Source organism: Thiothrix nivea DSM 5205 (assembly GCF_000260135.1).
GTDB classification, from domain to species: Bacteria; Pseudomonadota; Gammaproteobacteria; order Thiotrichales; family Thiotrichaceae; genus Thiothrix; species Thiothrix nivea.
The window spans coordinates 2,586,956-2,603,990 of sequence record NZ_JH651384.1 but is presented as its reverse complement, the minus strand read 5'-3'; the positions used below and the strand labels follow the sequence as shown (position 1 = coordinate 2,603,990).

The window sequence follows — 17,035 nt, the reverse complement described above, 5'->3', positions numbered from 1 at the left end:
TTCAACGCTACCGTCACTTTGCCAGCAGGGTGGCCAGTTCCGGCAGGCAGGAACCGCAGTTGGTGCCTGCCTGCAAACAACCCCCGATGTCTTCCACCGTTTTCAGCCCCTGTTCCGCAATGGCCTTGCGGATGGTCTTTTCGCCGACGTTGAAACAGGCACAAATGGTGCGCCCCTTGTCTTCGCCAGCCACCAGGGGTTTGCCTGCCAGCAGGCTGGAACGTTCGGCGGGGGAAATGCCTTCCTGCTCAAATAGGCTGACCAGCCATTCACGCTCGGGCAGCAAGCCCGCCGAGGTGCTGATGAACAGGCAGCTTTCCAGTTGTTCGCCAACGAAACGGGCGGCGCGGTAGGTGTGGCGTGCCGGGTCGTGGTATTCGATCCAGTTGGGGTCACCGCCGCTTTCGCACAGCAGGCCGCGCGCGAATTGCGGCCAGTTGGTTGCCGGTTCGCTGCCGGAAAGTTCGTAGCGCCAGGCTTGGGGGGCTTTAATGGCGGTGAAGTAGTCGCCTTCTCCCTTCAGTTTCCGCCGCGAAATCATGAACCCATGCCACCTAGCCGTAAACGGCGCTATCGCCACCGTCGCATGTTTCGCCTCCGGCTGCCCGGAAATAGGGTCGGTGACAGCGGGAATCAGTTGCCCGACACCTGCCGATGCGCTGAACTGGTCACTCCAGTGCATCGGCACGAACAGGCTGCCACGCTGCTGGTTGCGGCTGGTTTTCACCCGTACCCGTATTTCGCCCAGCGCGTTATGGATACGGGCAATGCCGCCTTCCTGCAAACCCTGGTCGCGTGCATCGCAAGGGTGCATTTCCACATAAGGCTCACTGCTGTGCGCTGAAAGGCGCGGGGAAATGCCGGTGCGGGTCAGCGTATGCCAGTGGTCACGCACCCGCCCGGTATTGAGCACGAACGGGTATCCGGCACTGCGCACGGATTGTGGCAAACGCGGTTCTACACTGATGAATTGTGCTTTACCGGAAGCTGTGAAAAACCGTCCATCGGCAAACAGGCGTTGCGTGCCTTTACCATCGGCATCCAGCGGCCATTGGGTTGGCGGCAACGCATCGTACTCTGCCGCCGACAGCTGTTGCCACGCGCCGATGTCAAAGCAGCGTGAACCACTGTTTTCGAAGGTGGATAGGGCAGCATGTTCGCGGAAGATTTCATGCGCTGATTGGTAAGGGAAATATGTGCTGAAACCCATTGCATGAGCCACATCCCGCAGGATTTCCCAATCCTGCCTGGCTGCACCCGGTGCGGGCAAAAAGGGAAGCTGGCGGGAAATGGTACGGTCGGAATTCGTCACTGTGCCGTTACGTTCGCCCCAGGTCAGCGCGGGCAGACGGATGTGCGCCATGTCGACGGTATCGGTATGGCGCACACAGTCTGACACGACCACACACTCACATTTTTCCAGCGCCTCACGCACCCGGCTGGAATCCGGCAGGCTGACTGCGGGGTTAGTCGCCATGACCCACACCGCCTTGACCTTGCCGGTGTGGATAGCCTCGAACAGGTCGACAGCCTTCAACCCAGCCTGCGCAGCCATGCGCGGCGATTGCCAGAAACGCTGCACCAGATCGCGGTGCTGCGGGTTGTCGATGTCCAGATGCGCGGCCAGCTGGTTGGCCAGCCCGCCGACTTCGCGCCCACCCATGGCGTTGGGCTGGCCGGTGAAGGAAAACGGCCCCATACCGGGTTTGCCGATACGCCCGCTCAGCAGGTGGCAGTTGATCAGCGCGTTACCCTTGTCCACGCCGCTGGAGGACTGGTTAATGCCTTGCGAGAAGACCGTGACCACTTTTTTCGTCGAGCCAAATAGCTGGAAAAACCGGTTTACGTCTTCAGCGGCAAGATTACACAGCTTGGCAACGGTTTGAATGTCAGGGGCGCTTTGTTTGGCAGCCGCCAGCGCATTGGCGGCTCCTTGCGTGGATTGCGCAACGAAACCATCAGCACTATAGCCATTCTCAGCCAGCCAGTTGAGCAAACCATTGAACAAGACCGCATCTGTACCGGGAGCCAGCCCCAGGTGCAAGTCAGCCAGGTCAGCAGTCTGGGTTCGGCGCGGGTCGATGTTCACCACTTTGAGCAATGGATTATACTTTTTGGCCTTGACCATGCGCTGGTAAAGCACCGGGTGGCACCAGGCCGCATTGCTGCCAACCAGCACGATCAGTTCGGCTTGTTCGAGGTCTTCGTAACTGCACGGAACCAGATCTTCGCCGAACGCCCGCTTGTGCGCAGCCACTGCTGACGACATGCACAGGCGTGAGTTGGTGTCGATGTTGGCCGAGCCGATGAAACCTTTCATCAGTTTGTTGGCGACGTAATAGTCTTCGGTCAGCAACTGGCCGGAAACGTAGAACGCGACCGCATCCGGCCCGTGTTCCTCGATAATGCTGCGGAAACGGTTGGCGACGGTTTGGGCGGCCTCATCCCAACTGACCTGCTGCCCGTTGATTTCGGGGTAGAGCAGGCGGTCTGGATGGTCGATGGTTTCTGCCAGCGCCGTGCCTTTGGAACACAGCCTGCCGAGGTTGGCGGGGTGTTCCTTGTCCGGCTTGACGCTGAAGATACCGTTGTCATCCTGCTGCACCAGTACGCCGCAGCCGACGCCGCAGTAGGGGCAGGTGGTTTTGGTTACGTGCATGAGATGAACCTGCTGCTGTTACCCGAAAAGATCAATGTTCGCCTTTGGTTTTGCGTATGCCCGCCAGACGGTTGCCTTGCTTTTGCGGGCCGCCTTTGGGGAAGATTTCGTGCAGGTAACGGTTGTTGCCACGCTCCTTGCCCCATGCCTTGCTGAAATGCCTGATCATGTCGCGTACCGGCGCTTGTACCCGATGCTCTTCGTGGTAGTGGCGGATGTAACGGATCACTTCCCAGTGTTCTTCGTTCAGTTGCAAGCCTTCGCGTTCGGCCAGGGCTTTGCTGAAGCCTTCACTCCAGTCATCCATGTCCTGGATGTAGCCTTCCTGATCGGTGAGTATTTCGCGCCCGTCCACGCATACGGCCAAGTTGTAGATGGCGTAAGGGTTGGTTTGCATTTTGCCGGAAGTTGTTTGTGTCATCATGTTTCGTATCCTCAAAAACAAAAAAGCCCTGAACCTTGCTGCCGTTCTGGCTTAAAGGTTCAGGGCTTCGTTACCCGAATGTTGTTACGCAACTACGCGTTTTGCTTGGCCGGTTATCCGTCTCCGTTGACGGATGTCTGGCTTATCTGCTGTTTCAAATGCAAGTAGGATGCCAAATGGCTGTCACGGTGGCGTTTACTGTGGTTATCGCCTGCATGGCAGGCTCCTACAGGGAAACTTGATGTAGGAGCCTGCCATGCAGGCGATCATGCTTCCCGTATTCCGCCTCATTCTGGTGCAAGGCTACATCATCACGCTTCATCATCTGGCCAATAGTACAATAATGATCAGAGCCAGCATCAGCGAAACACCTTGCCAGAACCGTACCGGATTGCGTTCCAATAGTGGTGCGCGGGTTTTACCAAGGAATGCCTGATTCGGTTGCCGCAAATCGTGCAGGAATTCCGATAGCGTGTCGTAACGCTTGGCAGGATTTATCTGCACAGCTTTTTGCAGGGCATCATCCATCCACGCCGGAACGTTGCGCTTGTCATCCTCCGCCGGGCGGTACACCAGCCGGTTGAGTTCGGATTTGCTGCGGCATTTGGCAATCTCCAGCCCATACGGCAGTTTGCCGGTCAGCATCTGGTAGGCAATCACCCCCAGCGAAAACAGATCGGAACGGGTTGTACCGTATTCGCCCAGCAGGTATTCCGGCGCGGTGTATTGCAGCGTGCCGGGTACGGCATTTTGTCCGGTTGCCGTCGCAATTTCGCTGATGCCCGCGACCTGCACGGAACCAAAGTCGATGATTTTCACCGTGCCGGTGCTGTCGATCATGATGTTGGCAGGGCGCAAGTCCTGATGCAGCATTTCCTGCCGGTGGAAAGCACGCAAACCTTTGGCAATCTGTTCGACAATGTTGCGCACGGTTTCGAGATCAGGTCTGGGGTTGTCGATCATCCACTGGGTCAGGGTCTGGCCTTCCACCAACTCGGTGACGGTGTACAGATAATTCCGTTTGCGGGTTAGCGGTGGAGCCTTGAGTACGTGCGGGCTGTTGATACGGCGGGCAATCCATTCCTCCATCAGGAAATTTTCCAGGTAGGCCGGGTTGCCGCGCATGTCGACGGACGGGGTTTTCAACACCACCTGTTCACGGCTGCTTTTATCCATTGCCAGCCACACATGGCTACGGCTGCTGGAATGCAGGTTGCGCACGATACTGTAGCCATCCAGCTCCATGCGTGCATTCAGTTCGGGCGGGAACGGCAGGGTGGTGAGAGATTGCTGGAGTTCGGCGGCTCCCGGTTCCGGCAAGCTATCCACCCGCACGATCTGGATGGTGAGATTGTCGGTGCTGCCTTGCGCGTAGGCTTCGGCGGCGATGGCTTTGGCGGCGGCATCCAGATCGTCCGCCTGTTCACGGATGCAATGAGTGATGAAATCGGCACGGACGTGTTCGTAAACCCCGTCAGTCGCCAGCACGAAGGTATCATCCTGTTCCAGCGGCAGGCTCAGGTAGTCGATTTCGAGGTGCTGTTTGATGCCGAGTGCACGGCTCAGGTAACTTTTTTCCTGCGAAACCTGTAAACGATGGTCTTCGGTGAGCTGTTCCAGCGCATTGCCCTGCACGCGGAAAATACGCGCATCACCGATATGAAAGAGGTAGGCGGTGGTGGATTTCAGCACCAGCGCACTGAAAGTGCACACATAACCTTTGTTCAAGTCGTAGCGGAATTGCCCGTTGCGGTTCTGCGCATACAGCCAGGAATTGCTGGCCTGTAGCACCCGCTGCGCCGAGGTTTTCACCGACCAGCTTTCGGCGGTGGAATAGTAATCGTCGAGAAAGCCTTTCACCGCCAATTGGCTGGCGACCTGACTGACTTCGCTGCTGCTGATGCCGTCGGCCAGCGCTACCGCCACGCCCTTGGTTTCCAGCAGGGATGCCTGCGGAATCATAGCGCCGTGGAAGTCCTGATTCAGGGGTTTGCGGCCCTGATCGGAGAATTGGCCGATGGTGATGGTGAGATGTGTCATACGTGTGAAGTCGTTACCCCCCATCCCGGCCTTCCCCCGCAAGGGGGGGAAGGAGTAAGAGGCGCTCTGTTCAGGGAGCGTCTTAACTCCCTGCCCCCCTTGCGGGGGAAGGGTTGGGGAAGGGTTGGGGAAGGGTTGGGGAAGGGTTGGGGAAGGGTTGGGGAAGGGTTGGGGAAGGGTTGGGGAAGGGGGGGGGAAGGAACTACCATCAGGCATGTTTGAACACAGACTCGGTTTTTGCTTTGGCGTCCGGCTTATTCTTCAGAATACGCTCCGGGCTGGTGCGAACATGCGTGTAATACAGCGGCAGGCCGACCAACAGGAAGCCACCCACCAGATTGCCCAACGCGGTAGGCAGTTCGTTCCAGACCATGTATTCCATGAAGGTGAAGTTGCCGCCCATGATCATGGAGAACGGGAACAGGAACATGTTGACGATGGAATGCTCAAAGCCCATGAAGAAGAACAGCATGATCGGCATCCACATCGCCATCATCTTGCCAGTGGCGGAGGAGGAAATCATCGCGCCGACCACGCCCATGGACACCATCCAGTTGCACAGGATGCCGCGAATGAAAATGGTAAACCAGCCATCCGCGCCGTGTGCTGCATAGCCCAATACGCGCGATTCGCCGATTTTGGAAACCTTTTCCGCAATGTCGCCGCCATCGGTGTTGTAACCGTAGGTGAGGATGAAGGACATCATGAACGCAACGGTCAGCGCCCCGGCAAAGTTACCGATGAACACCAGACCCCAGTTACGCAGCACGCCGCCAACGGTTACGCCGGGGCGTTTGTCGATCAGCGCCAGTGGCACCAAGGTGAATACACCGGTCAGCAGGTCGAATTTCATCAGGTAAAGCATGATGAAACCGACCGGGAACAGCAGCGCGCCAACTAACGGTGAACCGGTTTTGGTGGCGACCGTGATGGCGAATACGGCGGCGAGCGCCAGGATCGCCCCCGCCATGAAGGCGCGGATCAGGGTGTCCTTGGTGGACATGTATACTTTCGACTCACCTTGGTCGACCATTTTCGATACGAACTCGGTTGGTTCTAAATAAGACATGGCTCTTTACTCCGTTCTACAGTCAAAAAACTTACGCGGCAGCTCCCACTGCCAATTGCAAAAACACTTTTCCATTCTCGACCTTGGTAGCGAACACATTGGTACACCCCTCATCCGGTCCCATCGCCTGACCGCTGGTGAGGTCAATTTTCCAGTTGTGCAGCGGGCAGGTGACGGTGGAACCGTGCATGATGCCCTGTGACAAGGGGCCGTTCTTGTGCGGGCAGGCGTCGCGGATGGCGTATACCTGATCATCACGGCCCCGGAATACGGCGATGTTCATGTCAGGCGTTTTGACAACACGTGAACCCAGCACCGGGATACTTTCCAATTCAACAATTTCAATCCAGTTGGACATAATCTGTTTCTCCGAGGGGTTAACCGATGGTGATCGGGGTGAATTCATTGGCTTCCGCACCTTCGGCTCGCTGTTTCCACGGGTCGATCTGGGCAGGCTGCTGGGAAACCAGGAAGCGGGCGTGCAGTTCCTTGCGGTTGGCTTCGTCGGCCAGCGCCTTCTTGATCTTGTCGAGGCCGACACGCTCAACCCACGGGGCGGTACGTTCCAGATAATGGGCGTCTTCGCGGTAGAACTGGCAGAATGCGCCGCAGTATTCCAACACTTCCTCTTCGGTTTCGACCTTGGTCAGCAGGTCGGTGACGCGCACCTTGATGCCGCCGTTGCCGCCGATGTGCAGTTCGTAGCCGGAATCCACACATACCACGCCGAAGTCCTTGATGGTGGCTTCCGCGCAGTTGCGTGGGCAGCCGGACACGGCCAGCTTGAACTTGTGCGGCATCCACGAACCCCAGGTGAGTTCTTCCAGCTTGACGCCGAGGCCGGTGGAATCCTGTGTGCCGAAACGGCACCATTCGCTGCCCACACAGGTTTTCACCGTGCGCATGGCTTTGCCGTAGGCGTGGCCGGAAACGAATCCGGCGGCGGTCAGGTCTTTCCAGATGGCGGGAAGCTGTTCTTTCTGGATGCCGAACATGTCGATGCGCTGGCCGCCGGTGACTTTCATGGTCGGCACCTGAAACTTGTCGGCAACATCGGCAATAGCGCGAAGCTGGTCGGAGGTGCACATGCCGCCGAACATGCGCGGAACCACGGAGTAGGTGCCGTCTTTCTGGATGTTGCCGTGGGCGCGTTCGTTGATGAAACGGGATTGCGCGTCGTCCTGATACTCGGTCGGCCAGGCGCACAGCAGGTAGTAGTTGAGCGAGTTGCGGCAGGATGGGCAGCCGTCCGGCGTGATCCACTCGAAGTGGTCACGCACCGCTTGCATGGTTTTCAGCCCGTGCTGGAGGATGCCGGAACGCACCTGATCGTGGGTAGCATCGGTACATTTGCACAACGGCTTGCTGGTAGGCGTTTTGTTGTAGTCACCACCGACGGTGTGCGCCAGCAGCGATTCCACCAAGCCGGTACAGGAGCCACAGGAGGCGGACGCTTTGGTATGGGCACGCACGTCATCCAGCGTGAACAGCTTTTTTTCGGTGATCGCCTTTACGATGTCGCCTTTGCATACGCCGTTGCAGCCGCAGATTTCAGCGTCATCCGGCAAGCTGGCTACGCGGGTTTCCGGGTTGTGGCCGGAATCGCCCAGATGCGCTTGTCCGAACATCAGGGTGTCGCGGAAGGCGGAAACGTCGGTGCCGTCTTTCATCAGCTGGAAATACCAACTGCCGTCCACGGTGTCACCGTACAGAACCGCGCCCTTGATCTGGTTGTCCTGCAACACGATTCTTTTGTATGTGCCAGAGGCGGCATCCTTGAACACGATGTCTTCGGTCTTGTCATTACCGGTGAAATCACCCGCAGAGAACAGTTCGATGCCGGTCACTTTCAGCTTGGTGGAGGTGACGGTGCCTTCGTAGCGGGCAATGCCATGTTTGGCCAGATGGTTGGCGGCAACTTTGCCCTGCTCGAACAGTGGCGCGACCAGCCCGTAAGCGATGCCACGATGCTGCACGCATTCGCCGATGGCGTAGATTTTCGGGTCGGTGATGGTCTGCATGGTGTCGCTGACTACGATGCCGCGTTCGCAGTGGAGTCCGGCGGATTTGGCCAGCTCAATGTTGGGCTTGATACCGACCGCCATCACCACCAGATCGGCTTCGATTTCAACGCCGTTCTTGAAGCGCAGGCCGGTGACGCGCTCGCCGCCCATGATTTCGGCGGTGTTGTGTTCCATCAGGAACTTCATGCCACGCTCTTCCAGCGACTTTTGCAGCATTTGTGCAGCTGGCTTGTCGAGCTGGCGTTCCATCAGGGTATCGGGCAGGTGGATGACGGTGACATCCATGCCTTGCTTGATCAGGCCGTTGGCGGCTTCCAAACCCAGCAGGCCGCCGCCGATCACGGCTGCCTTTTTATACCGTTGGGCAGCATCCAGCATCGTATCCACGTCCTTGATGTCGCGGAATCCGATGACCCCCTGTTTGTCTGCACCCGGTAGTGGCAGCATGAACGGCAGCGAACCGGTGGCGATGATCAGTCGGTCGTATTTGGCTACCGTGCCATCGGTGGCGATCACTTCGCGGCGGGCGCGGTTGATTTCTTCCACCTTTTTACCCTTGTGCAGGGTGATGCCATTGTCGATGTACCACTGTTCATCGTTGAGCATGATCTGCTCGATGGTCTTTTCACTGGCGAGTACCGGCGACAACATGATGCGGTTGTAGTTGCCGTAGGGTTCTTCGCCGAACACCGTGATGTCGTAATGGTGGTCGGGGTCGAGCTTGAGCAGTTCTTCGAGGGTGCGCACACCCGCCATGCCGTTGCCGATCAGTACCAGATTTTCTTTCAGCATTTTCGCTTCTCCTGAAAACAAAAAAGCCCTGAACCTCGGAGCCGGAGGAGATGGCCGGGAGGTTCAGGGCTTCGTTACCCGTATGGTTGTCAGATCACGCGACGGTGCGTGGTAGGGCTGCGGGCGGTCGCCGTTGACCGGAGGGCAGCAGTTGGGAGGTTATATGCAAAGGTTGTGCCAATGGCGGCTGCGCCGACTCCCCCCATCCCCAGCCCTTCCCCCACAAGGGGTGAAGGGGGTAAGAGGGTGGAGCGTGACCCAATAGGTGTGCGGTTTGTTGGGGCGTTGGTGGGGAGTGTTGCACCGGAATGGGGCAACTGATGCGAGGGATAATTTCTCCACAACTCTCACCAGGCGAATTCCTATTGTAGCTCATTACGGTCTGGATACAGGGCAACCAGTTCCAGAACCCGACGCACAGTCAGACGCAAGTCACGGATGCAAGGTTGTCCGTTCATACGCTCTGGATCAATTTGAATGCGATCTAGTTTCATTCTGCAACTCCATAGGTGATGTCATGCAGTATAGCCGTATCTCTCACCCAGACAAAATTCGCGACATCCTCACAAAAACAGCCTGACCGTTTATTTCCACGGATTCAAAAGCACAACAACAGTCGGCGTGAAATCATCCACATTCCGGGTAACAACCGTCATCCCGTGCACCAGCGCAGTCGCGGCAATCAGCGCATCGCGGTCTGAACACGGATCAGGCACATGCAGGCTGGCACATTGGCGGGCGACTGCCGTATCCACCGCCAGAATCCGTTCCCCAAATGCAGGCAACACCTGATTTTCCAGCCATTGGCGCAAGGTTTTCCCCTGTCTTTCATCACAGCGTTCAACCAGTAAAATACCGGTTTCCAACTCCAGTACGGTGATGGCAGAGATAAACAGGCTGGCGGGGGAAACACTGTGCGCCCATGCAACAACATTCGGATCAGCCTTGCCGGTTTTGGTTTTGCGCAGTTCGGAGACGACGTTGGTGTCCAGCAGGTACATCAATCAAACTCCGCAGGCTTGTAGAGCGTCCCGCCCAAACGCGGTGCTTCAAACTGGATTTCGTTGGCTTCCGGCATGGAGAGCAGCTCAGCCATGCTTTGTTGCTGGCTGGTAAGGCGCAAATATTCCTCAATGCTCAGTAACACGTGCGCAGGCTTGCCCCGGTCGGTGATGAATACCGGCCCCTTGAGTGCGGCTTTTTTGGCTTTGCTGGCATCCTGATTGAATTCGCGGCTGGACAGGGTGGTCATCATGGTAAACCCTCCTTAATAGACTTTAATGTAGAAACATTACTACATTAAATAAAATTTGCAAGTAAAGCTAGAAGAGTCCCACTTTGGGTCTGATCGTACCTATTTTGGGAACTTCATTTACGCCACCATCCACCCCAACACCAGATAGCGCCCACCCTTCGCCAATGCCACCACCAGCACAAACGGCAGCAACGGCATCCGCATCAGCCCCGCCACCACCGTCAGCGGGTCGCCGATAATCGGCATCCAACTCAGCAGCAACGACCACCAGCCATAACGTTGGAATTGCGCCTGCGCCCTCCCCAGCGTCGCCGCCTTGACCGGAAACCAGCGTTTGTCGTGGAAATGTTCCAGATAGCGCCCCAACCACCAGTTGATGATGGAGCCAAGCGTGTTACCGACAGTAGCGACTGCAATCAGTGGCCAGAAGGAATGTTGCCGGTTGAGGATCAAACCCGCCAGCACGGTTTCCGACTGGGCGGGGAAAAGGGTTGCCGCCAGTAAGGCCGACAGGAACAGCAATAGGTAGGACACTATTTTCCCAACGCACGGGTAAGTGTTACGCCAGAACTTGCCAACCCAGCTCCTCCGCCCGCGCTGCTGCCTGTTGTGGCACATCTGTCGCCACGAAGTGCTGATGTAAAATCTGTACACCCAGCAGGTGGTTGATCACTGCATCCATCTGCACTTTTTCTGCAGCGGTGGTCTCCGGCAGATCGTGGCGGGCAAACAGCACTTTTACGCCGTCCTTATCCAGCAAGCCAGCAGCGTCAATCGCTTTGTCTGACAGATACTTATCCGCCAGCTTCATCATCTGCTGCCACTTGGTATCATCGGTGTGCGCAGGCGGAGCCATGAAGGCGAATTTTTCGCGCTTGTAGAGCACTTCCGGCAGCAAACCTTTCATGGCTTCACGCAGCACGTATTTCTCGGTCTTGCCCTTGATACGTAACTCGGGCGGAACCTGCACGGCAGCCGCCGCCAGATGATGGTCAAGGAACGCAGGACGGGCTTCCATCGAGTTGGCCATGTCCACGCGGTCACCTCCCCAGGTGAGGATCTGACCTTCCAGCATGGTCTTGATCCAAACGTATTGCGCCTTGTCTAGAGCGTGACGGCCTTCCAATTGCTCTTTATCCAAAGTCTCGGCAATGGCTTTACCCGGTTCGTAATCCTTCAGTTCCTCACGGTATGCCGGGTGCAGCAGCGCGGGGACCAGCGGGCTGCACGCCAGCCACGGTTGCAAGCAGCTTGGGGTGAAACCGACCACCTCATCCAGATATTCATCGTCGACCTGATCCTTGGCCAGCATCGCGCCCTGTACCAGTTCGTTGCTTTGTTGCAGCAGTGCTTCCCATTCGGCGCGGTCTTCCGGACGCATATCTTCCAGACCGTGCAGGAACATGTCACGACGAAACGCGGGGTAACCGCCGAACAGTTCGTCAGAACCTTCGCCAGTCATCACCACCTTGTAATTCACCTTGTTGACGTGCTGGCTCATCAGGTATTTGGCGACCGCCAGCGTGTTGTAGACGGTGCGTTCAGTGTGCCACAGGGTCTTTTCCAGATGGCCGTACAACTCGTTGCCGGACAGCATCATCACGTCCTGCTGCGCGCCGGTGGCTTCGGCCATTTCGGTGGCGATCGGGGTTTCGTCGTAACGCTTGTCATCGAAACCGATGGTGAAGGCTTTCACCGGATTCTGGCTGACAGCGGAGGCCAGACCGAGGATCGCGCAGGAATCAATCCCGCCGGACAAATAGCTGCCGACCGGCACATCCGCCACCATGCGTGCTTCCACCGCTTGCAACAGCGCGGTGCGGATGTTGTCAATGTGCTCGTTTTCGTCCCACTCGGTCGGACGCTCATCCTTTTTGGGGAAATCCAGATCCCAGTATTTCCATTCGGAAACGTCCAGCTTGCCGTTGTTGCGCGCGATTTTCACCACATAGCCCGGCTTGACCTGATGGATGTCTTCGAACGCAGTCGTTCCCGGAACCATGGTCTGCATCAGCTGGTGATATAAACCTGCGGCGCTGAACTGGCGCTTGACTGCCGGGTGCGCAAACAGCACTTTCAGCTCGGAACCGAACACAATGCCATCCTCCGTCAGCGTCCAGTACTGCGGCTTGATGCCGAAGCGGTCACGCACCAGATACAGCGCATCCTCGCCGCTGTCGTAAATGGCGAACGCAAATTCACCACGCAGCTTTGGCAAAGTCGCTGCCAGCCCTTCGCGCTGATACAGGTGCAGGAGGATTTCAGAATCGCTCTTGCTCATGAAACGTGCCCCACGCGCGGTCAGCTCGGCGCGGATTTCCTGGAAGTCGTAAAACTCGCCGTTGTGCGCCATCAGCACGTTGCCGTCCTGCGACACGAACGGTTGCCGCGCCCGGTTTTCATTCAGATCGATGATGGAAAGACGCGCATGGCAAAAGCCTACGCCCTTATCTTCCATCACCTGATAGCCGAAACCATCCGGCCCACGATGGTGCTGGATCGCCGCCATGTTAACCAGCAGTTGCGGGTCGATTGTTTGTTGTGGATTGCTGTGAAAAATTCCGCCGATACCGCACATAACTCATTCCCCCTCAAATAACATCCATAACCCGTTCTGCCCGCTGCACCATGCAGGTCAGCAGCGCCTTGCGCAGGAACACCGCGCCGCGTGCCTGCGAGAAGTACCAGTTGTGCGGGGTTCCATCGAGGTCGGTGGCAAGCTCGTCGCCACGCGCCAGCGGGTGCAGCACGATCGCGTCCGGTTTGAAGGGCGAAGCCTTGCTGAGCTTGAAACTGTTGCCGAAGGTTTCGTAGTCGTCGCCGATCCAGGCGATGGCGTTGATGTAGACCACATCCAGTTCCGGCAACACGTCCTGCATATCGGTGTAGGTGTTGATGGTCAAACCTTTGGCCTCCAGCGCCTCACGCTGGCCTGCGGCGAAAATTTCGCGTTCGCGCTTATCGTGGATGATGCTGATTTCGCTGACCATCTCCGGGAAATGGGCAATGATTTTCAGCAGGCTGCGCACGGTGCGCATCTTGCTGGGCACGCCGATGATGCCGATGCGGATACGCTGTTCCGCCGGTAAATCTTTCTCGATCAGCTCGGGCCGCCACTTGAAGATGGTGTAAAGGTCGGCCATCGCCTGGGTGGGGTGTTCGTCGATGCCGTTGCCCGCGTTGATGATGGGAATGCGCAGGGTATTCATCATCCGGTGTACCGACGCATCGTTGGAATCACGCAGCACCACGCAGTCGCCGTAGTTGTTGAACATTTCCGCTACATCTTCCAGCGACTCGCCCTTGGCGATGCCGGTGCTGGAGCGGTCGGTGATCGACATGATGTCACCGCCCAGCCGGTGCCAGGCGCTTTCAAACGACAGGCGCGTGCGCGTGCTCGGCTCGTAGAAGGCGCTGATCAGGATTTTGCCCTGCAAGGCGGTTGAAAACCGTTCCGGGTTGCTTTCGTATTTGGCTGCCAGCCGGAACAGTTGCAGCAGCATGTCGGGCGTGAACTGGTCGATGGACGCCACATGCTGGTTTTCCAGCGGCTTGAGGAATTCGCCGTCTTCGTGGATCGCTTTCAGCAACGCTTTGGGGTGGGCGTCGCCGTACACATCCGGGCGCTTGCGCTCGAAACGGACAGTTTCCGCCGAGACGGATGGACTGCTTACCATAAGGTTTTCCTCTTGTTATCTTTCATCAATAAAAACAGCAGGATGAAGGGCGCGGCCACGGTCACGGCAAACGCCACCTTCACCAGGATTGCCAGGGCTGAAACAGAAATGATCATGATGATTGCCTGAGTTGCCGGAAGTCGAATGCGCCCGGTTTGAGCTGCATCCCCACCAGCATGATGATGAGTGAAACGGCTGCCGCCACCAGCGCAGCCACGTAGAAGCCGATCAGGAAATAGCCGAGCAAACCGGCTAGCGTGCCGAAAAACATGGCTGCTGCCGCCGTTGCGCCGCTGGCGCGTGGGTCATACAGACCGAACAGCACCGGCCAGATGGCGCTGGCGACAAACGCGCCGGTAAAATGTAACAGCGATCCCAAGGTGGTCAGTTTAGGCAGGCACAGCAGCCAGGTCACAAATCCCAACAAAAGCATGATGATTTTACCGGCCTTGAACAGATGCTCGTTGGAAGCGTCCGGCTTGAGGTGGCCACGGTAAATATCCTGCGTCACCAGATCGGCAGTCGCCGCCAGCACCGAGTCGAGGCTGGAAGCCAGCGCAGCGAACACCACCACGAACACGATGACCGCGCCCGCCGTGCCCAGCAGCTTTCCGGCCACCAGCGGCCCGACCATATCCGCGCTTGGCACCACGATGCCCAGCGCCGGAGCCGCCAACGCCACGAAACCGGCCACGATGGGAATCGGCAGCCACAGCAGACCGGCCAGCAGATAGGCTTTCACCCCGACGCCTTCGCCGAACGCAAACGCACGCGACCACCACACGTTGGAGTGGAAGATTTCCCCCACGCCGAAAAACAGGTTGTTGAACAGGAACATGATCGCCGCCGGGAACAGCAGGTTGAGCAGCTCGGGGCGCTCCTCCTGCACCGCCGTGTGCAGTTGCTCGAAACTCATGTTGTCCATCACCAGCCACGCCAGCCAGACGATACCGAACAGGATGATCAGGGTTTGCACGAAATCGGTGGCGATGACCGCCCGCAGGCCGCCCAGCAGGGTGTAACCCACGCAAATGGCCAGGATTACGCTCATGCCGATGTGATAATCCAGCCCGCTGAGCGCATTCACCAGCAATCCGCCCGCCATGCCCAGACTGATCAGCCAGCCGATGCTGTAGAACAGCGAAATGATCAGGAACACGCGCCACGCCAGCTTGCCGTAACGCTTGCGGATAAAATCACCACTGGTGAAACCGGCTGGCAACAGCGTTTTGATTCGCCCCGCCAGCGGCGCAAACAGGATCAGCCCGACCGCGCCCAGCGCATAGCCGACCATGCCCCACACGCCCAGTTGATAGGTAAGCTGCGGCGCGACCATGGTGGTATTGCTCGTTACCCAAGTCGCCATCGCGGTGGCCGCCGCCAGTGCGAAACCGACGTTGCGCCCGGCCAGCATGAAATCATCCAGCGAACGGTTGCCGCGCCCCAGCCACGCACCAAACGCCACCCAGAACGCGCCAAACACCAACAAAATCATGAGGGCCGTTCCCGGTGATAGGTAACTTTCAAACATGGGGATAATCCTGATGCTCAGCCCGGAACGGCTGGTTTATGTCTGGATGAAAAGATGTAGAAGACCAGATACAGGAACAAGGCCGCGCCCACGCCGAAGAACAGCCACGCCTTAACCAGACTGTGATGCTGCACCTTGACGCTGACGGTATTGCTCCAGCTTTGGTCAGCAGCGCTCTGCAAACGGTAGAAATACTCACCGTTACTGAGGCCGCTCATGGAAAAGGATTCGCTGCCCGCCACCTGCCATTCACGCGCACCGGCGAAGGCAGGGCTAAGGCTCTGCTGAAGGATGCCCCCCTGGGGGAGTTTTTCACCCCACGAAAGCTCGAAGTAACCAGCAGTCGGGGAGTGGCCTGCTGTCGACAGCTCTGGTGCTGCCTGTACGTTTTGAAGCCCTATGAACCACAGGAAAAAAATCCCGAGCCAGCGGCTTTTACCGGTACACATAATCAATATTTTGTTCAGCAACCGTGTTTTGCAAACACCAAGCTGATGATTCCTTTAGGCTTTTTATCAAAAAATGGAGATGACTTTTTACACCCTAACAGGTATAAGGCAGGAATTCTACAATAACGCCACCCGTAAATTACGCAAACCCATGAGCTATGCCGCCGCCAGAGCGAAAATAAAACGCCATGAAGTATGGGAAGTCATACGGGTTGAGCCAGCATTAATTCATTCCGCGTCCGAAATTCAGGAAGCCCATGGATTGTCCTTTTGGGATTCACTAATTGCTGAATCAGGTGCAAGACGGAACAGCGATTTACCGCGTATAAGTGTTGTCGGCTAGCAGATTGCCCGTTGTTGTCCCATACTTCTCCCGAACCAGGGCAAATTGCCATGCTAGAATCGAAATAGCCGCAGCCATCGTCAACAACCCGTAAGCAAACATGAACCAACAAGACGACAAACCGGAACAAACCCAAGCAGCGGACATCATCCCTGTACAGGAAGCCCCCACCATCACCTCCCCCACCACCATCGACCTGCTGCGCCATGGCCAGGTTGCCACCCCCAACCTGTTTTGCGCCCCCGACAACGAACCGCTGGGTAACAGCGGCTGGAAACAACTGACCCGAGCAACCCAGTCAGGTCACTGGGATGCCGTCATCACCTCCCCCAGCCGCCGCTGCCACGACTTTGCCCGTCTGTTGGCGCAACGCCAAGGTTGTCCGTTTGTTGTCGACGAACGCTTTGGGGAAATGAATTTTGGCAACTGGATTGGCAAAACCCAGGCAGAAATCTGGGAACAGGACGCCGAACTGATGCAATACCTGTGGCGGCAACCACGCCGTTTCATTGCCCCCAACGGCGAAGCGATGGAAGATTTTATCGCCCGCATCCACGTCGCCTGGACAGACCTGCAAGCGCAATACGCCGGGCAACACGTGTTGGTGCTGACCCATGCAGGTGTCATCCGCGCAGTGCTGGCACAGGTGCTTGACATCCTTTACCAGAAAAGCCTGCGATTTGAAATCGCCTACGCCCAGTTCACCCGCGTGCGCGTTTACCCGGACGGGGAAAGCTCCCTGCTTGGCCACGGGCTACCGCACGCCTGATGA

General features: G+C 57.4%; 16 protein-coding genes. 1 reads left to right on the top strand and 15 read right to left on the bottom strand.

The features are described 5' to 3' along the window. Positions 1 to 13 precede the first annotated feature (13 nt). The 15 genes from THINI_RS13055 to THINI_RS23480 all read right to left on the bottom strand — a co-directional run bounded on the left by THINI_RS13055 (position 14) and on the right by THINI_RS23480 (position 15,920). Positions 14 to 2,659 carry a molybdopterin-dependent oxidoreductase gene (locus tag THINI_RS13055; RefSeq protein WP_002709041.1) on the bottom strand — a complete coding sequence of 882 codons (2,646 nt, stop codon included), beginning with the start codon at positions 2,657 to 2,659 and terminating at the stop codon, positions 14 to 16. Positions 2,660 to 2,690: 31 nt separating this feature from the next. Beyond that, on the bottom strand, positions 2,691 to 3,083 hold the full coding sequence (locus THINI_RS13050; protein ID WP_002709040.1) for a TusE/DsrC/DsvC family sulfur relay protein: 393 nt from the start codon (positions 3,081 to 3,083) through the stop codon (positions 2,691 to 2,693). 321 nt (positions 3,084 to 3,404) lie between these two features. Continuing rightward, positions 3,405 to 5,123: a bifunctional protein-serine/threonine kinase/phosphatase gene (locus THINI_RS13045; RefSeq protein ID WP_040840693.1), complete on the bottom strand. Its 1,719-nt coding sequence runs from the start codon at positions 5,121 to 5,123 to the stop codon at positions 3,405 to 3,407. A 208-nt stretch (positions 5,124 to 5,331) separates the two neighbouring features. After that, positions 5,332 to 6,192 carry a formate/nitrite transporter family protein gene (locus THINI_RS13040; RefSeq protein WP_002709037.1) on the bottom strand — a complete coding sequence of 287 codons (861 nt, stop codon included), beginning with the start codon at positions 6,190 to 6,192 and terminating at the stop codon, positions 5,332 to 5,334. Between the two features lie 31 nt (positions 6,193 to 6,223). Further along, positions 6,224 to 6,550, bottom strand: coding sequence for a nitrite reductase small subunit NirD (gene nirD, locus THINI_RS13035; protein ID WP_002709036.1), 327 nt, complete (start codon positions 6,548 to 6,550; stop codon positions 6,224 to 6,226). 19 nt (positions 6,551 to 6,569) lie between these two features. Then, positions 6,570 to 9,008, bottom strand: coding sequence for a nitrite reductase large subunit NirB (nirB, locus tag THINI_RS13030; protein WP_002709035.1), 2,439 nt, complete (start codon positions 9,006 to 9,008; stop codon positions 6,570 to 6,572). Positions 9,009 to 9,370: 362 nt separating this feature from the next. Further along, positions 9,371 to 9,502 (bottom strand): DUF433 domain-containing protein, encoded by a 132-nt coding sequence (locus tag THINI_RS27325; RefSeq protein ID WP_002709034.1) that lies wholly within the window; start codon positions 9,500 to 9,502, stop codon positions 9,371 to 9,373. Positions 9,503 to 9,592: 90 nt separating this feature from the next. Beyond that, positions 9,593 to 10,009: a type II toxin-antitoxin system VapC family toxin gene (locus THINI_RS13025; protein WP_002709033.1), complete on the bottom strand. Its 417-nt coding sequence runs from the start codon at positions 10,007 to 10,009 to the stop codon at positions 9,593 to 9,595. Beyond that, positions 10,009 to 10,263, bottom strand: coding sequence for a type II toxin-antitoxin system prevent-host-death family antitoxin (locus THINI_RS13020; protein ID WP_002709032.1), 255 nt, complete (start codon positions 10,261 to 10,263; stop codon positions 10,009 to 10,011). The genes THINI_RS13025 and THINI_RS13020 overlap by 1 nt, the downstream gene beginning before the upstream one ends. Positions 10,264 to 10,380: 117 nt before the next feature. Beyond that, positions 10,381 to 10,797, bottom strand: a complete 417-nt coding sequence (locus tag THINI_RS13015; protein ID WP_002709031.1) for a YqaA family protein — start codon at positions 10,795 to 10,797, stop codon at positions 10,381 to 10,383. 25 nt (positions 10,798 to 10,822) lie between these two features. Further along, complete coding sequence (gene asnB, locus THINI_RS13010; protein ID WP_002709030.1) at positions 10,823 to 12,841, bottom strand: asparagine synthase (glutamine-hydrolyzing); 2,019 nt, start codon at positions 12,839 to 12,841, stop codon at positions 10,823 to 10,825. A gap of 13 nt (positions 12,842 to 12,854) precedes the next feature. Beyond that, a complete protein-coding gene (locus THINI_RS13005) occupies positions 12,855 to 13,940 on the bottom strand; it encodes an aspartate/ornithine carbamoyltransferase family protein (protein WP_002709029.1) in 1,086 nt (361 codons plus the stop codon). Then, entirely contained in the window at positions 13,934 to 14,056 is a 123-nt protein-coding gene (locus tag THINI_RS27020; protein WP_002709028.1) for a hypothetical protein, read from the bottom strand. Before THINI_RS27020 ends, THINI_RS13005 begins: the two co-directional genes overlap by 7 nt. Further along, positions 14,053 to 15,471 (bottom strand): sodium:solute symporter family transporter, encoded by a 1,419-nt coding sequence (locus tag THINI_RS13000; RefSeq protein WP_002709027.1) that lies wholly within the window; start codon positions 15,469 to 15,471, stop codon positions 14,053 to 14,055. Before THINI_RS13000 ends, THINI_RS27020 begins: the two co-directional genes overlap by 4 nt. Before the next feature lie 17 nt (positions 15,472 to 15,488). After that, positions 15,489 to 15,920 carry a hypothetical protein gene (locus THINI_RS23480; protein ID WP_002709026.1) on the bottom strand — a complete coding sequence of 144 codons (432 nt, stop codon included), beginning with the start codon at positions 15,918 to 15,920 and terminating at the stop codon, positions 15,489 to 15,491. A gap of 443 nt (positions 15,921 to 16,363) precedes the next feature. Here THINI_RS23480 and THINI_RS12990 point away from each other — a divergent pair, with 443 nt between their 5' ends. Then, a complete protein-coding gene (locus THINI_RS12990; RefSeq protein WP_002709024.1) occupies positions 16,364 to 17,032 on the top strand; it encodes a histidine phosphatase family protein in 669 nt (222 codons plus the stop codon). Positions 17,033 to 17,035 lie beyond the last annotated feature (3 nt).

Coding starts and splice junctions, on each gene's coding strand:
- THINI_RS13045 (WP_040840693.1), bottom strand. CDS start 5,123: ATGACACATCTCACCATCACCATCGGCCAATTCTCCGATCAGGGCCGC.
- THINI_RS13040 (WP_002709037.1), bottom strand. CDS start 6,192: ATGTCTTATTTAGAACCAACCGAGTTCGTATCGAAAATGGTCGACCAA.
- THINI_RS13025 (WP_002709033.1), bottom strand. CDS start 10,009: ATGTACCTGCTGGACACCAACGTCGTCTCCGAACTGCGCAAAACCAAA.
- THINI_RS13000 (WP_002709027.1), bottom strand. CDS start 15,471: ATGTTTGAAAGTTACCTATCACCGGGAACGGCCCTCATGATTTTGTTG.
- THINI_RS13005 (WP_002709029.1), bottom strand. CDS start 13,940: ATGGTAAGCAGTCCATCCGTCTCGGCGGAAACTGTCCGTTTCGAGCGC.
- THINI_RS27325 (WP_002709034.1), bottom strand. CDS start 9,502: ATGAAACTAGATCGCATTCAAATTGATCCAGAGCGTATGAACGGACAA.
- nirB (WP_002709035.1), bottom strand. CDS start 9,008: ATGCTGAAAGAAAATCTGGTACTGATCGGCAACGGCATGGCGGGTGTG.
- asnB (WP_002709030.1), bottom strand. CDS start 12,841: ATGTGCGGTATCGGCGGAATTTTTCACAGCAATCCACAACAAACAATC.
- THINI_RS27020 (WP_002709028.1), bottom strand. CDS start 14,056: ATGATCATTTCTGTTTCAGCCCTGGCAATCCTGGTGAAGGTGGCGTTT.
- nirD (WP_002709036.1), bottom strand. CDS start 6,550: ATGTCCAACTGGATTGAAATTGTTGAATTGGAAAGTATCCCGGTGCTG.
- THINI_RS13050 (WP_002709040.1), bottom strand. CDS start 3,083: ATGATGACACAAACAACTTCCGGCAAAATGCAAACCAACCCTTACGCC.
- THINI_RS13020 (WP_002709032.1), bottom strand. CDS start 10,263: ATGATGACCACCCTGTCCAGCCGCGAATTCAATCAGGATGCCAGCAAA.
- THINI_RS12990 (WP_002709024.1), top strand. CDS start 16,364: ATGAACCAACAAGACGACAAACCGGAACAAACCCAAGCAGCGGACATC.
- THINI_RS23480 (WP_002709026.1), bottom strand. CDS start 15,920: ATGTGTACCGGTAAAAGCCGCTGGCTCGGGATTTTTTTCCTGTGGTTC.
- THINI_RS13055 (WP_002709041.1), bottom strand. CDS start 2,659: ATGCACGTAACCAAAACCACCTGCCCCTACTGCGGCGTCGGCTGCGGC.